Origin of the sequence: Phyllobacterium zundukense, from assembly GCF_002764115.1 — a bacterium.
In the GTDB taxonomy this organism is placed as follows: domain Bacteria; phylum Pseudomonadota; class Alphaproteobacteria; order Rhizobiales; family Rhizobiaceae; genus Phyllobacterium; species Phyllobacterium zundukense.
The window spans coordinates 440073-453283 of the sequence record NZ_CP017942.1; the positions used below are offsets into that span (position 1 = coordinate 440073).

13 protein-coding genes are annotated in these 13211 nt (G+C 57.7%); 7 read left to right on the top strand and 6 right to left on the bottom strand.

All coding sequences use genetic code 11. The features are described from left to right. Positions 1-82: 82 nt before the first annotated feature. The 5 genes from BLM14_RS25145 to BLM14_RS25165 all read right to left on the bottom strand — a co-directional run bounded on the left by BLM14_RS25145 (position 83) and on the right by BLM14_RS25165 (position 4856). Positions 83-1411: an FMN-binding glutamate synthase family protein gene (locus tag BLM14_RS25145; RefSeq protein WP_100002759.1), complete on the bottom strand. Its 1329-nt coding sequence runs from the start codon at positions 1409-1411 to the stop codon at positions 83-85. A 17-nt stretch (positions 1412-1428) separates the two neighbouring features. Beyond that, the gene (locus BLM14_RS25150; RefSeq protein ID WP_100002761.1) at positions 1429-2115 is read right to left on the bottom strand and encodes a GltB/FmdC/FwdC-like GXGXG domain-containing protein; all 687 of its coding nucleotides are present in this window, start codon (positions 2113-2115) and stop codon (positions 1429-1431) included. Position 2116: 1 nt separating this feature from the next. After that, positions 2117-3013, bottom strand: a complete 897-nt coding sequence (locus tag BLM14_RS25155; protein WP_100002927.1) for a class II glutamine amidotransferase — start codon at positions 3011-3013, stop codon at positions 2117-2119. A 132-nt stretch (positions 3014-3145) separates the two neighbouring features. Continuing rightward, a complete protein-coding gene (locus BLM14_RS25160; protein WP_100002763.1) occupies positions 3146-3799 on the bottom strand; it encodes a helix-turn-helix domain-containing protein in 654 nt (217 codons plus the stop codon). Positions 3800-3893: 94 nt separating this feature from the next. Then, positions 3894-4856 carry a GlxA family transcriptional regulator gene (locus BLM14_RS25165; RefSeq protein ID WP_100002765.1) on the bottom strand — a complete coding sequence of 321 codons (963 nt, stop codon included), beginning with the start codon at positions 4854-4856 and terminating at the stop codon, positions 3894-3896. A 186-nt stretch (positions 4857-5042) separates the two neighbouring features. Here BLM14_RS25165 and BLM14_RS25170 point away from each other — a divergent pair, with 186 nt between their 5' ends. The 4 genes from BLM14_RS25170 to BLM14_RS25185 are packed head-to-tail and all read left to right on the top strand — an operon-like array spanning position 5043 to position 10062. After that, positions 5043-6293 carry a sarcosine oxidase subunit beta family protein gene (locus BLM14_RS25170; protein ID WP_100002928.1) on the top strand — a complete coding sequence of 417 codons (1251 nt, stop codon included), beginning with the start codon at positions 5043-5045 and terminating at the stop codon, positions 6291-6293. 13 nt (positions 6294-6306) lie between these two features. Beyond that, complete coding sequence (locus tag BLM14_RS25175) at positions 6307-6579, top strand: sarcosine oxidase subunit delta (protein WP_100002767.1); 273 nt, start codon at positions 6307-6309, stop codon at positions 6577-6579. After that, complete coding sequence (locus tag BLM14_RS25180; RefSeq protein WP_100002769.1) at positions 6576-9533, top strand: sarcosine oxidase subunit alpha; 2958 nt, start codon at positions 6576-6578, stop codon at positions 9531-9533. The genes BLM14_RS25175 and BLM14_RS25180 overlap by 4 nt, the downstream gene beginning before the upstream one ends. Then, the gene (locus BLM14_RS25185) at positions 9526-10062 is read left to right on the top strand and encodes a sarcosine oxidase subunit gamma (RefSeq protein ID WP_100002771.1); all 537 of its coding nucleotides are present in this window, start codon (positions 9526-9528) and stop codon (positions 10060-10062) included. Before BLM14_RS25180 ends, BLM14_RS25185 begins: the two co-directional genes overlap by 8 nt. Positions 10063-10088: 26 nt before the next feature. Here BLM14_RS25185 and BLM14_RS25190 read toward each other — a convergent pair whose 3' ends face one another. Further along, on the bottom strand, positions 10089-10799 hold the full coding sequence (locus tag BLM14_RS25190) for a GntR family transcriptional regulator (RefSeq protein ID WP_100002773.1): 711 nt from the start codon (positions 10797-10799) through the stop codon (positions 10089-10091). A gap of 102 nt (positions 10800-10901) precedes the next feature. Here BLM14_RS25190 and BLM14_RS25195 point away from each other — a divergent pair, with 102 nt between their 5' ends. Genes BLM14_RS25195 through BLM14_RS25205 form a run of 3 tightly spaced genes read left to right on the top strand, consistent with a single transcriptional unit; the run spans position 10902 to position 13208 of the window. Then, positions 10902-11504 (top strand): amino acid synthesis family protein, encoded by a 603-nt coding sequence (locus tag BLM14_RS25195; protein WP_100002775.1) that lies wholly within the window; start codon positions 10902-10904, stop codon positions 11502-11504. Continuing rightward, positions 11479-12282 carry an alpha/beta fold hydrolase gene (locus tag BLM14_RS25200; protein ID WP_100002777.1) on the top strand — a complete coding sequence of 268 codons (804 nt, stop codon included), beginning with the start codon at positions 11479-11481 and terminating at the stop codon, positions 12280-12282. The genes BLM14_RS25195 and BLM14_RS25200 overlap by 26 nt, the downstream gene beginning before the upstream one ends. Further along, positions 12279-13208, top strand: coding sequence for a flavin reductase family protein (locus BLM14_RS25205; protein ID WP_100002779.1), 930 nt, complete (start codon positions 12279-12281; stop codon positions 13206-13208). The genes BLM14_RS25200 and BLM14_RS25205 overlap by 4 nt, the downstream gene beginning before the upstream one ends. The last annotated feature ends 3 nt before the right edge of the window (positions 13209-13211 follow it).

A 13211-nucleotide genomic window follows, 5' to 3' on the forward strand; every position in this document is an offset into this window, starting at 1 on the left:
GTTCCCCTTTGGATTTGTTTAGACACTTTTCAAAGAGACCGGACCGCATCCTCCCAAATGCTCCGCTCAGTTATATTGGCCGTCAGAACCCTCCCTTTCCGGGAATCCAGCTGGTGCCGGCAAGCGGAACACCCGCCATGGCCGCAGCCTCGATCGTGAGCGCACACAGATCTTCCGGTTCGAGATTATGGACATGGTTCTTGCCGCAGGCGCGGGCGATAGTCTGCGCCTCGAGGGTCATGACCTTGAGATAATTGGCAAGGCGGCGACCTGCTGCAACCGGATCCACCCGTTTCGCCAGTTCTGGGTCCTGCGTGGTGATGCCAGCGGGGTCTTTGCCCTCGTGCCAGTCATCATAAGCGCCGGCAGTCGTACCAAGCTTCTGATATTCTTCTTCCCAGCGTGGATCATTGTCGCCAATGGCGATGAGGGCCGCCGTCCCGATGGACACCACGTCGGCACCGAGAGCCAGCGCCTTGGCTACATCGGCACCGTTGCGAATACCGCCAGAGATGATCAGTTGCACTTTGCGATGCATGCCGAGGTCCTGCAGCGCTTTGACAGCGGGACCGATGCATGCGAGCGTCGGCTGTCCAACGTTCTCGATGAAGACTTCCTGCGTCGCTGCCGTGCCTCCCTGCATGCCATCAAGCACAATGACATCGGCCCCGGCCTTAACGGCGAGCGCCGTGTCGTAGTAGGGTCTCGAGCCCCCGACCTTGACGTAAATCGGCTTTTCCCAGTCGGTGATTTCGCGCAGTTCGAGTATCTTGATTTCAAGATCGTCGGGACCGGTCCAGTCAGGATGCCGGCTTGCAGAGCGTTGATCGATGCCCTGCGGGAGCGTGCGCATTTCCGCCACGCGGTCTGAAATCTTCTGGCCGAGCAGCATCCCGCCGCCACCCGGCTTCGCACCCTGGCCAATGACAATCTCGATCGCATCGGCGCGGCGAAGATCCTTTGGGTTCATGCCATAACGGGACGGCAGATACTGATAAACGAGCGTTTGCGAATGACCGCGCTCTTCTTCCGTCATGCCGCCATCACCCGTGGTCGTCGATGTTCCCGCAAGCGTCGCACCGCGGCCGAGCGCTTCCTTGGCTGGTCCAGAGAGTGAGCCGAAACTCATGCCCGCAATCGTGATCGGGATTTTCAGGTGAATCGGCTTCGTGGCGAATCTCGATCCAAGGACCACTGAGGTTTCGCATTTCTCCCGGTAGCCTTCCAGCGGGTAGCGGGAGATCGAAGCGCCGAGAAAGAGCAAATCATCGAAGTGCGGGAGTTTGCGCTTGGCGCCGGAGCCGCGGATATCATAGATCCCGGTAGCGGCAGCACGGCGTATTTCCGACATCGTGTAATCATCGAACGTCGCCGATTTGCGCGGTGTGGTTGCGGGATTGTGATAGCTCATGTCTTACCCCTTCACGCTCAATAGGCTTCGGCGTTATCAATGTTGAAATTGTAGAGCGTGCGTGCGGAGCCGTAGCGGGTAAATTCTTTCGGGCTCACATCGGTGATGCCGGCACGATCGAGCAGACCCCGCAGAATGTCCAGATGTTCCGGACGCATCTCCTTGGCTATGCAGTCAGCGCCGAGACTTTTGACGGAGCCACGCACGAAGAGCCGGGCTTCGTACAGCGAATCTCCCAATGCATCGCCCGCATCTCCCAGCACGACAAGATTGCCGGACTGCGCCATGAAGGCCGACATGTGCCCGACATTGCCGCGAACGACGATATCCATGCCCTTCATCGAAATGCCGCAGCGGGATGACGCATTGCCTTCGATCACCAGCAAACCGCCGCGGCCGGTGGCACCCGCATATTGGCTGGCATCACCCTTCACGAAAACGGCACCCGACATCATGTTCTCGGCAACCCCCGGACCCGCCGAGCCATGCACCGTGATAGTGGCCTCACTGTTCATGCCGGCGCAATAATATCCGACGCTGCCACGCACTTCGACGCTCACCGGGGCATCGATGCCGACTGCGACGGAATGGCTTCCACGCGGATTGAGAACTTCAAAACTGATGTCGTTGCTCCCTGCCGGAATTGCGTGAAGGGTTTGATTCAGTTCCCGCAAAGGAGTTACGGCAAGGTCGATCGTCGGCATCTCAATGCTCCCAAAAATAGACTGTCGCAGGCTCTGGCTCCCAAACCCGTGCCGTATCGATGCCCGGCAGGTTGACCAGCGCGCGGTATTCCGAACCGAATGCCACGTATTGATCGGTTTCGGCCATGACGGCGGGCTTGCACGCAATGGCATCGCGCACCACGCCAAAACCGGATTTCGTGCCGACAACGAAGGTGAAAAAACCGTCAAGATCATCGACCGCCCCGTTCAGCGCTTCGCCGAGGTTTTTGCCTTCGGCCAGTTTCGCCGTGAGATACGCAGCAGCAACTTCCGTGTCGTTCTCGGTCTCGAAAATCATGCCTTCACGCTTGAGATCGCGGCGCAGATTGTTGTGGTTGGACAGCGAGCCGTTGTGAACAAGGCACTGATCGGCACCAGTGGAGAAGGGATGCGCTCCGAGCGTTGTAACGGCGGACTCGGTCGCCATGCGCGTGTGACCGATACCGTGGCTCCCGGACATGGCAGCGATATCGAAGCGCGCAACCACATCCTTCGGCAGACCGACTTCCTTGTAGATCTCGACACTTTCTCCGCTGCCCATAATGCGGATGTTGGGGCAGGCTTCGGCAAGAGCCGAACGGATGGCGATCAGGTACTCGGAGTCGAACGTGACAACTGCATGCGTGCTCCTGACCGTCACCTTGGCAGTCTCGCCGCTCGCTGACGCAAGGATTTCTTCAAGACCGGTGAAATCCGCCCGTGGATCAGCCGACTGTAGCGTGAGCTTGTCGACGCCATCCGCCGGTGTGCCGTAGATCGCAATCCCGGCGCTGTCAGGACCGCGATCCGACATGATGATGAGCATGTCCGACAGTAGCGCGCCAAGCTGCGGCTCCAGATTCTTGTCTTTGAGAAACAATCCAACAATGCCGCACATGCCGAGGAGACCTTCCGAAAAAATCATCTATCGGACTGCTAACAGTTCTGATTTATAATTTCAACTGTCACGAATAAAATTTTCCTCTTAAGCAAGATATCAGCGCGAGAGACACCTGCTTGAAGGCCATCTTTAGCGATGCTGCGGATAGCAAATGATTGACAGGTACCGGCTGGGCAGCGTCACCAGAATCTCGGGACCGTGAGGAGCGTCCGCATCGAAGAACAGGCTGTCGCCGGGCTGCATGGTAAACAGCTGGTCGGCGTGACGATAGACCACCTCGCCTTCGAGCATATAAAGGAATTCCATGCCTTCATGCTGAAACGTCGGGAAAACGTCGGAACCGGTCGTGAGCGTGATCAGATAGGGCTCCACGACGACACCGCTTGAATTGTTGTCGATGTGGCCGAGCAGATTGTACTGATGGCCCGCACGGGTGCCGCGACGCTCCAGTTCAACCCCCTCGCCCGCCTTGACGAATACGGCGTTGCGCGGCTCCTCAAATCGGCGGAAGAACGCGGTCACAGGCACTCCCAGCGCCTTGGAGAGAGATTGAAGCGTCGTAAGCGAAGGCGAGATGTTGCCGTTCTCGATTTTTGACAGCATCCCCAACGAAAGGCCGGTAGCCGAGGCAAGATCTGCACCTGTGATTCCAAGCTTCTTGCGGAAGGCGCGAACCTCGTGCCCGATTGCGATCTCGAGATTGTTGACTTTCGGCTCGCGCAACGCATGCGGATCTTGTGATAAAACGGGCTTGCCGGGCTCTGACATTGCTTTTTGCTTCATAGGCCAAATCACTCTCTCGGCTGTTGTCTCTATTGTCCAAGCTCTATCCTGAGAGTGAACATTTCTCAACTCCTGAGAAATTTGAACCCCATGATTATACTGCAATCCTCGCCTCTCGAGGAGATTGATTGTACGTTTCGCGATAGGAGCGGGAGAAATGGCCCGCACTTGAAAAGCCGGTTGCAAAGGCAATCTCCGCGACGGAAAGCGGGCTCTGCTGCAGTAGACGCCGCGCATGATCGAGTCTCAGCCGGCGATACTCGGTCAAAAATGTCGAGCGCATATGATCGCGAAAGAGCCGATCCAGATGGCGCGGCGTCATTCCGGCAAAACGCGCCATTGCGCTGCGATTGAGGGGTCTTTCGATTGTGGTCTCCATTTTCTCGAGCACGCCGAGCAAGGCAGGATGATGAACGCCGTAGCGTTCCGCGAGAGAGCCACGTTGGGGCCCCGCCGGTTCGCCCACTACCGTGTGCAGATACCAGTCGCTGACGCGGCGCGCGAAGTCGGCTCCCATGCGCTCTGCGATCATGGCATGCATCATGTCGAGGGGAGCGATACCGCCGCCACAGGTAATACGATCGCCATCGATCACATAACGGGCCTGAACCGGCTGAAGCGCCGGAAAGGCTTCCATCAACGCTGGCGCATGTTCCCAATGGATCGTAAAACGGCGGCCCTGCAAAAGCCCGGCTGCCGCCAAAAGATAGGGGCCACCCGATATACCACCGATCCGCACGCCTTCGCGGGCAAGCTGACGCAAGGCAACATGCACCGGCGGCTCTTGCCACTGCGGCGGACCACCGCCCGCACAGACGAAGACAGAGTGCAAAGCGCCGGTTCGTTGCGAAAGAGGGCGTGCTGGCACGATGGCGCCGGACGACGCCGTGACCGGTTGTCCGCTGGAACTGAATGTGTGAAGCCGGTAGAGCTCCCTGCCTGCCAGAAGGTTGGCAGCCCGAAGCGGTTCGGTTGCAGATGCATAGGACATGAGCGCGAAGCCGGGCAGAAGTATGAACCCGACCTCCTGAACATGCCTGTCTTTTTCACGGACCATGTCCTATTTATACAAGTTATCGTCTTCTACATGCAAGATTAAATCCCATGATTTGCAATGATGCGCGTTGTGATCCTCCGCCCTCCTCCCGAATGGGTGCAAGGCACGCAACAGTCAAACAGCCAATGGCCATTGAGCGGAGCATGCTCTCGATAGGGTCATGTGCGAACAGCGGATTTTGTTGTCATGCGCTATTCTGCCCTTTCGGTCTTTCTCAATGGTTTGCGTGGCAACAAGGCATGGAAACCGGCGTGGCGAAGTCCGTCTCCGAAATCGCATTACGACGTTGTCATAGTCGGCGGGGGAGGACACGGGCTGGCGACAGCCTATTATCTGGCCAAGGAATTTGGCATTGCCAACGTGGCTGTATTGGAAAAGGGCTGGCTCGGCTCCGGCAATATCGGCCGCAATACCACCATCATTCGTTCCAACTATCTGTTGACCGGCAACAACCCCTTCTACGAATTTTCTATGAAGCTCTGGGAAGGCTTGGAGCAGGATTTCAATTTCAACGCCATGGTTTCGCAACGGGGCGTGTTGAACCTTTATCATTCGGACGCTCAGCGGGACACCTATATGCGGCGTGGCAATGCCATGCGAATGCACGGCGTCGATGCGGAGCTTCTCGACCGCGAGGCGGTGCGCAAAATGCTGCCTTTTCTTGACTACGGCAATGCGCGCTTTCCTATACAGGGCGGTTTGCTTCAGCGGCGTGGCGGAACCGTGCGCCATGATGCGGTTGCGTGGGGCTATGCGCGAGGCGCCGATAGCAGAGGCGTCGACATCATCCAGAATTGCGAAGTAACCGGCATTCGTCGCGAAAATGGCCGCGTGACCGGCGTGGAGACCAGCCAAGGCTTTATCGGTTGCGGAAAGATTGCACTGGCAGCAGCGGGCAATTCGACCGTCGTTGCCGATATGGCAGGTCTGCGCCTTCCCATTGAGAGTCACGTCCTTCAGGCCTTCGTGTCGGAAGGATTGAAGCCGTTCATCGACAATGTCGTCACCTTCGGCGCCGGGCATTTTTACGTCTCGCAGTCCGACAAGGGCGGGCTTGTCTTCGGCGGCGATATTGACGGCTACAACTCCTATGCGCAGCGCGGCAATCTGGCGACCGTTGAGCACGTTGCCGAAGCGGGCGTCGCGATGATCCCGTCCCTCTCCCGTGTACGTGTCTTGCGTTCCTGGGGCGGTGTCATGGATATGAGCATGGACGGTTCGCCCATTATCGACCGCACCCACATCGACAATCTCTATCTGAATGCCGGTTGGTGCTATGGCGGCTTCAAGGCAACGCCGGCTTCGGGCTTCTGCTTCGCCCATCTGATAGCCAGGGAGGAACCCCATGATACCGCCCGCGCCTTCCGGCTGGACCGTTTCGCCCGGGGTTTCCTGCTTGATGAAAAGGCCGTCGGTGCCCAGCCCAATCTCCATTGAGGATATCTGAACGATGGCAAGTCTCATCTCCTGCCCGCATTGCGGACCACGTCCCAAAGAAGAATTCACCATTCGCGGCGATGCCAATCTGGTGCGTCCGGCACCTGATGCAGGTGACGAGACCTGGTATGCTTATGTCTACCTGCGGGACAACCCAAAGGGACCTCACCGCGAATACTGGCACCACACCTCCGGCTGCCGAAGATGGCTGGTGGTTGAGCGCGATACCGTCACTCATGTCGTGCGGGACGTATCAGACGCTGCCATCGAAGGAGTACAGCGTTGACATCGTTCCGTCTTCCGCAGGGCGGGCGCATCGATCGCGCGAAACCGCTTGATTTCACCTTTGACGGCAAGTCCATGCAAGGCTGTGCTGGCGATACGCTTGCCTCGGCACTGCTGGCAAGCGGCAGGCAGCTTGTCGGACGCAGTTTCAAATACCACAGACCCCGCGGGATACTGACGACGGGCGCAGCCGAACCCAATGCGCTTGTCACCGTTGGAACGGGGGGAAGAACCGAACCTAACACACGTGCGACGACACAGGAGCTTTACCAGGGTCTGGAAGCACGAAGCCAGAACCGTTGGCCGTCGCTAGATTTCGACATAGGCGCGGTTAACGGCCTGTTGTCGCCCTTCCTTAGCGCCGGATTTTACTACAAGACCTTTATGTGGCCCGCCGGCTTCTGGGAGAAAATCTACGAACCATTGATCCGCAAGGCTGCGGGTCTTGGCCGCGCCGCCTATGAAAAGGACCCGGACACCTACGAGAAATCATGGGGTCATTGCGATTTGCTGGTGATTGGCGCGGGTCCCACCGGGCTTGCCGCCGCATTGACCGCAGGGCGCGCCGGAGCCCGTGTCATTCTCGTCGATGAAGGTTTCGAACTGGGCGGCTCTCTTTTGCACGAAACGGCGTCAATTGGTGAAAAGACGGCCGGCGAACTTACGCAGAACATCCTTGCTGAGCTTGGGAGTCTTCCAAATGTCAGCCTTCTACCCCGGACGACCATATTCGGCTGGTATGACAGCAATGTCTTCGGCGCCGTCGAAAGAGTGCAGAAACATCTTCGCACCATCGACGCAAATCGCCCGGTCGAACGGCTTTGGCGTATCGCCGCGAAACACGCCATTCTGGCCACCGGCGCAGAGGAAAGACCGCTGGTGTTCGGCGGCAATGATATACCGGGTGTTATGCTGGCCGGAGCAATGCGTTCCTATCTCAACCGCCATGCCATAGCGCCGGGCAAACGCACGGTCATCTTCACCAATGGCCCGGCAGGATACCGGACTGCGGCGGACCTCGAAGCCAAAGGGCTCGACGTCGCGGCAATCATCGACAGTCGCAACGATGTTTCGATAGTCTGGGGCGGAAAAGCACGAGTCATAGCCGGCGCTGTCGTCAGCGATGCACATGGTGCCAAGCTTGTCACGGGAGTGACGATATCAAGCAACGGTGCATCAGAGCGGATAGCGGCCGATGCACTCGCCATGTCCGGCGGCTGGAGTCCTGTTATTCATCTCGCCTGCCATCGCGGCGCCAAACCGCAATGGTCGGATGCGAGGTCAGCTTTTCTTGCGCCCGCAGAACAGGACGGGCTGACAATCGCGGGCTCCGCTGCCGGTATGGAAATCCTTCAGGCCTGTCTCGGCGATGGGGCGGGGAAAGCACATACTATCCTTGGAAGGTTGGGGTTTGCGAGTACTGCACCCGCTTTCGCCTTCGAAAGGGACGAGCACAGCGATGGCAAACCGCTGTGGTCCGTCCCCAGTTCCAAGGGCAAAGCCTTCGTCGACTTCCAGAACGACGTACATCTCAACGATCTCCATCTTGCTGTTCGAGAAGGTTATGGACATGTGGAGCTAGCCAAGCGCTACACGACCAGTGGCATGGCGACCGATCAGGGCAAGTTATCCAATGTTAACGCGATCGGTATTTTGGCGGAAACCCGTGGCATATCTCCGGGCAACGTCGGCACCACCACATTCCGTCCGTTCTATACGCCAGTTTCTTTCGGCGCTCTGACTGGCGCACATCGTGGCACGCATTTTCAGCCGGTACGCAAATCGCCTTTGCATGAATGGGCGCAAAAAAATGGGGCGATCTTCGTTGAGGCTGGTCTCTGGTACCGTTCGGCATGGTTTGCGCGCGAAGGCGAAAAGACCTGGCGGGAAAGCGTCGACAGGGAGGTCTTGAACGTCAGGCAAAATGTCGGGCTTTGCGACGTTTCGACCTTGGGCAAGATCGAGATTTTCGGCAAGGATGCGGCCGAGTTTCTCAACCTGATTTATTGCAATGCCTTTCTGAAACTGCCAGTCGGAAAAGCGCGCTATGGCCTGATGTTGCGCGAGGACGGCTTCATCTATGACGATGGAACCACTAGCCGTCTCAGCGAAAACCGATTCTTCATGACCACCACGACGGCCTACGCGGCGGGCGTGATGACCCACCTCGAATTCTGTTCTCAGGTGCTCTGGCCGGAGCTGCATGTGCAGATGGCGTCAGTGACAGACCAATGGGCGCAGATGGCAATCGCCGGGCCAAAATCGCGCGGGATTCTCCAGGCGATTGTTGTCGACGACATTTCGGATGCGGCCTTCCCTTTTCTCGCGGCAAGGGAGGTGACACTTTTCGGCGGCCAGCTGAAGGGTCGCCTGTTCCGCATTTCCTTCTCCGGCGAGCTGGCGTTTGAACTCGCGGTACCCGCGGGTTACGGACAATCTGTAGCCGACGCGATCATGCAGGTTGGTGCTGCGCATGGCATCGCTCCCTACGGCACCGAAGCGCTGGGTGTACTGCGTATTGAAAAGGGTCATGTCACCCATTCCGAAATTAATGGCACTGTTACACCTGGCGACCTTGGTTTCGGGCGGATGGTCTCCAAGGCAAAACCGGACTTTATCGGCAAGGCAATGCTGGAGCGTGAGGGATTGCAATCGCCGGATCGGCTCCAGCTCGTTGGCGTCAAGCCTATCGATCCCAAGGAAACATTTCGCACCGGTGCGCATATTCTGGCGAACGCCGCGCCCCCATCACTCGAAAACGATCAGGGCTATGTCACATCAAGCTGCTTTTCCCCCAATCTCGAGCACACGATCGGACTGGCTCTCGTGAAGCGGGGGCCAGAGCGCTTGGGAGAAACTGTCACCGTATGGAACGGCCTCAAGAATGAGTTCACCAAGGCCATGCTATGCAGCCCGGTCTTTGTTGATCCGCAGAACGAGAAGCTTCATGCGTGATTTCCCGCTTTTCCCTCGCGCCGCCCTCACGTCCGCTCGAGCCACGCGATTTGGCGCGTCCTTGATATTGCAGCCTTTACCGGAAGGTCATGTGCTACAGGTCTTCAGTGCAAAGGGCATGGCCGATATTCGCTCCTCGCTGTTCGAGATCAGCGATGGCACTACCCATGCCGTTCGTGCCGCTAGTCCGGGGCAGTGGTTTGTTGTCGGTGACCGTCCGCTTTCCGCGCAGGAATTCTTGACGATTGAATCAAGGCTTGAAGGCAGGGCCGTTCTTGTGGATCAGAGTCATGGCCGGGTCAGAATCGGTGTCAGCGGCAGCGGCGCAGAAGCCCTTCTAGCAAAGGGCACAGCTGTTGACGTCGAGGAGCGATCCTTCAAAGCCGGTCAGACGGCTATGACACTTGTCGGACACATCTCTGTACACCTTACACGCGTCGCCCCCGACGGATTTGAAATCCTCGTCTTGCGGAGTTTTGCCGAAGATCTTTGGAACGATCTCAACCGCATGAGCGTAGAGTTTAACTGAGTATTTCGAGGGCGAGGAACGGCCGCTCAGCGTCCGACTACACCTTCAGGCCGAGGCTCCGTCTTTTTCAGAATGGACTCTGCAATATTTCGCGCCTCTTCAATATGGTCGCGGCAGGCTTTCGCCGCGGCTTCGGGATCATTGCGCTCGATCGCCGCGAAGATTTCCCGAATCCGCGCCGGACCTGCGACGATTCGGTCGCCGGTGCTCAGCGTCATCACACGCAGTCGGGAAATGCGGCTGTTCAAACGCCGTACAATCTCCCAGGCAATATCATGTCCTCCGGTTTTGAAAATGATCTCGTAGAACTCCGTTGTCACGTCAAGGATTGTGGTTGGATCGTTCTTGCGCGACGTACGGTCGAGATCGTTCAGCACATTTCGAAGTCTAGTCTTTGTCGCCGCGTCCACGCTGCGCGCACAATCGGCAACAGCCGCCGACTCCAACGCAGCTCGGATATCGTAGATCTGCCGGGCATGATCCCAATCCAGCCGCGCAACGATCGGCCCCTGTTTTGGCAGCATTTCCACCAGACCCTCGGCGTCAAGGTGGCGGATAACCTCGCGAATGACCGAACGGCTTACCCCCAGCTGGTCACACAATGTCCGCTCCACGAGGCGCTGCCCCGGTTCGAACAAACCGGCGATGATTGCATCACGAAGCCGCTCGAGGGCGATCTCCCGCAAGGTTGCCGGGTGGGTGGCAATTTTCAGTGATTCCAGTCCGGTTTTTTTCATGATCTCTCTTAATCTGAAAAGAAGAAGCAAACAAGGTCTTGACACTCGGTCTTATGGTATACCATCATATGAGGAGACAAGAAAGCTGTTCTGGAGACGATGATGACAATTCAAATCCGCAAGACTCTACTGCAGGTGGAGTCGGTTCTTATCGAGGGTGGCAAATCCTCCTCACAGCCGTTGACGCTGTATACCGCCGCCGCGGTTGTCACGAACCCTTGGGCTGGACGCGGATATGTCGAAGACCTCCGGCCCGAAATTCACGCTGCCGCACCGGTACTCGGTGAATTGTTGACCAAGATGATCATTGACGCCGTGGGATCAGGAGATGCCGTCGAAGCTTACGGAAAAGCAGCTGTCGTCGGCCTGGACGGTGAATTGGAGCATGCCTCAGCGCTCATCCACACACTACGTTTCGGCAACCACTATCGTGAAGCCGTTGGCGCAAAATCCTACCTTGCCTTCTGTAACACACGCGGCGGTGCAAACGCGCCAATCATGATCCCTCTTATGGATAAGAACGATGAAGGCCGCCGTTCGCACTATCTGACCATCCAAACCGCAATTCCCGACGCACCTACGGCAAACGAAATTGTCGTGGCGCTTGGCGCATCAGTGGGTGGGCGCCCGCACCACCGTATTGGCGACCGCTATCAGGATTTGAAGGAAATGGGCCGTGATGTTGGCAACCCTGCAGCGGTCTAGGACGCGCAACGGCGCTGCCTACCTCGAAACGGGCGCGGGCGAGCCGCTTCTGCTCATCCATGGCGTTGGCATGCGGCTTGAAGCATGGGGTCCGCAGATTGCGGCGTTTTCCAACACACACCGTGTCATCGCTATCAACATGCCTGGTCATGGAGGAAGTGAAAGGATCGCGTCCGACGCCAAACTCGACGGCTTTGTCGCATGGCTGGCAGCCGTTATTGACGATCTCGGTCTCGACAGCGTGAACGTGGCTGGTCATTCGATGGGTGCACTCATCGCCGGCGGAATTGCCGCAACGCAGCCGCATCGGGTCCGCCGCGTCGCCCTGCTGAATGGCGTTTACCGCAGAAGCCCCGATGCGCGCGCTGCGGTGCTTGCCCGAGCGGCTGAAATCTCGGATGGGCAGATCGACCATGATGGCCCTTTGTTGCGGTGGTTTGGCGAGGATAGCCAGAATACTGAAGCCTACCGCCTCACGCGCAGCTGGCTATCGGATGTCGATCCCCAGGGTTATGCGACCGCCTATTCCGCATTCGCCGAAGGCGATGCACTTTATGCTGATTGGTGGCCATCGGTATTGTGCCCTGCCCTGTTCCTGACTGGAGCAGATGATCCGAATTCCACTCCGGCCATGGCGATGGCAATGGCAGATGCGGCGCCGCATGGGTATTTTCGGCTCATCGAGAATGAACGGCATATGGTCAATCTGACTGCGCCAGTGGCAGTGAATGCCATCATGCGCGAGTGGCTTGCAAGGGAGGCGCCAGAACGATTATGACAGCCATCGATCCAAGAACGCTTCGCGATGCATTTGGAGCCTTTTTGACTGGCGTCACCGTTGTGACGACCTACAACCAGGATGAAGAGCCGATCGGCTTCACAGCCAACTCGTTCACCAGCGTATCGCTTGATCCGCCGCTGCTGATAGTCTGTCTTGCGCGCACATCACGTAATTTCGAAACGCTTACGAATGCCGAAGGCTTTGCTGTCAACATTCTGTCGGAGGGACAGAAGGAGGTCTCAAACACCTTCGCTCGGCCGGTAGAGAACCGCTTCGCCCATGTCGACTGGCAGAAGGGCCCGCACGGCTCACCCGTATTCTCTGACGTTGCTGCCTGGTTCGACTGTTCGCTGCACAAGATCGTGGAAGGCGGCGATCACGTCATTCTCATCGGCAAGGTGGAGGCCTTCGCAAACGGTCTCGCCAATGGCCTCGGTTATGCGCGGGGCACATATTTTACCGCGTCGTTAACTGGCCAAGCGGTATCCGCAGCTGCCTCCGATTCCGACGTCATGGTCGGTGGGGTCGTGGAGCGGGATGGCGAGATTCTGCTGTTGCGGAATGAGGCAGACAAGTTCGGGCTGCCCGAATGCATCATCACCGGGGCTGCAGGACCGGACGGATTGCACGATTATCTGACAATGACGACAGGCCTTCCGATCTCGGTTGGGCAGATCTACTCGGTCTATGAAAACCGTACAGCAGGACGTCAGCATATTGTCTATCGCTGTACGGCGGGTAACGGAGTTCCAAAGGCCGGTCAGTTCTTTTCCATCAAAGGTTTACCGATTGCCCGCATGGCAACACCAGCAACCGGTGACATCGTCCAGCGGTTTGCCGCTGAAAGCAGCATCGGAAATTTTGGCGTCTATTTCGGTACCGAACGCACCGGCAAGGTGCACCAGATTGGCAGAAAGGTCTGATCC

Coding starts and splice junctions, on each gene's coding strand:
- BLM14_RS25205 (WP_100002779.1), top strand. CDS start 12,279: ATGACAGCCATCGATCCAAGAACGCTTCGCGATGCATTTGGAGCCTTT.
- BLM14_RS25165 (WP_100002765.1), bottom strand. CDS start 4,856: ATGGTCCGTGAAAAAGACAGGCATGTTCAGGAGGTCGGGTTCATACTT.
- BLM14_RS25145 (WP_100002759.1), bottom strand. CDS start 1,411: ATGAGCTATCACAATCCCGCAACCACACCGCGCAAATCGGCGACGTTC.
- BLM14_RS25190 (WP_100002773.1), bottom strand. CDS start 10,799: ATGAAAAAAACCGGACTGGAATCACTGAAAATTGCCACCCACCCGGCA.
- BLM14_RS25195 (WP_100002775.1), top strand. CDS start 10,902: ATGACAATTCAAATCCGCAAGACTCTACTGCAGGTGGAGTCGGTTCTT.
- BLM14_RS25175 (WP_100002767.1), top strand. CDS start 6,307: ATGGCAAGTCTCATCTCCTGCCCGCATTGCGGACCACGTCCCAAAGAA.
- BLM14_RS25150 (WP_100002761.1), bottom strand. CDS start 2,115: ATGCCGACGATCGACCTTGCCGTAACTCCTTTGCGGGAACTGAATCAA.
- BLM14_RS25170 (WP_100002928.1), top strand. CDS start 5,043: ATGCGCTATTCTGCCCTTTCGGTCTTTCTCAATGGTTTGCGTGGCAAC.
- BLM14_RS25155 (WP_100002927.1), bottom strand. CDS start 3,013: ATGTGCGGCATTGTTGGATTGTTTCTCAAAGACAAGAATCTGGAGCCG.
- BLM14_RS25200 (WP_100002777.1), top strand. CDS start 11,479: ATGTTGGCAACCCTGCAGCGGTCTAGGACGCGCAACGGCGCTGCCTAC.
- BLM14_RS25160 (WP_100002763.1), bottom strand. CDS start 3,799: ATGAAGCAAAAAGCAATGTCAGAGCCCGGCAAGCCCGTTTTATCACAA.
- BLM14_RS25185 (WP_100002771.1), top strand. CDS start 9,526: ATGCGTGATTTCCCGCTTTTCCCTCGCGCCGCCCTCACGTCCGCTCGA.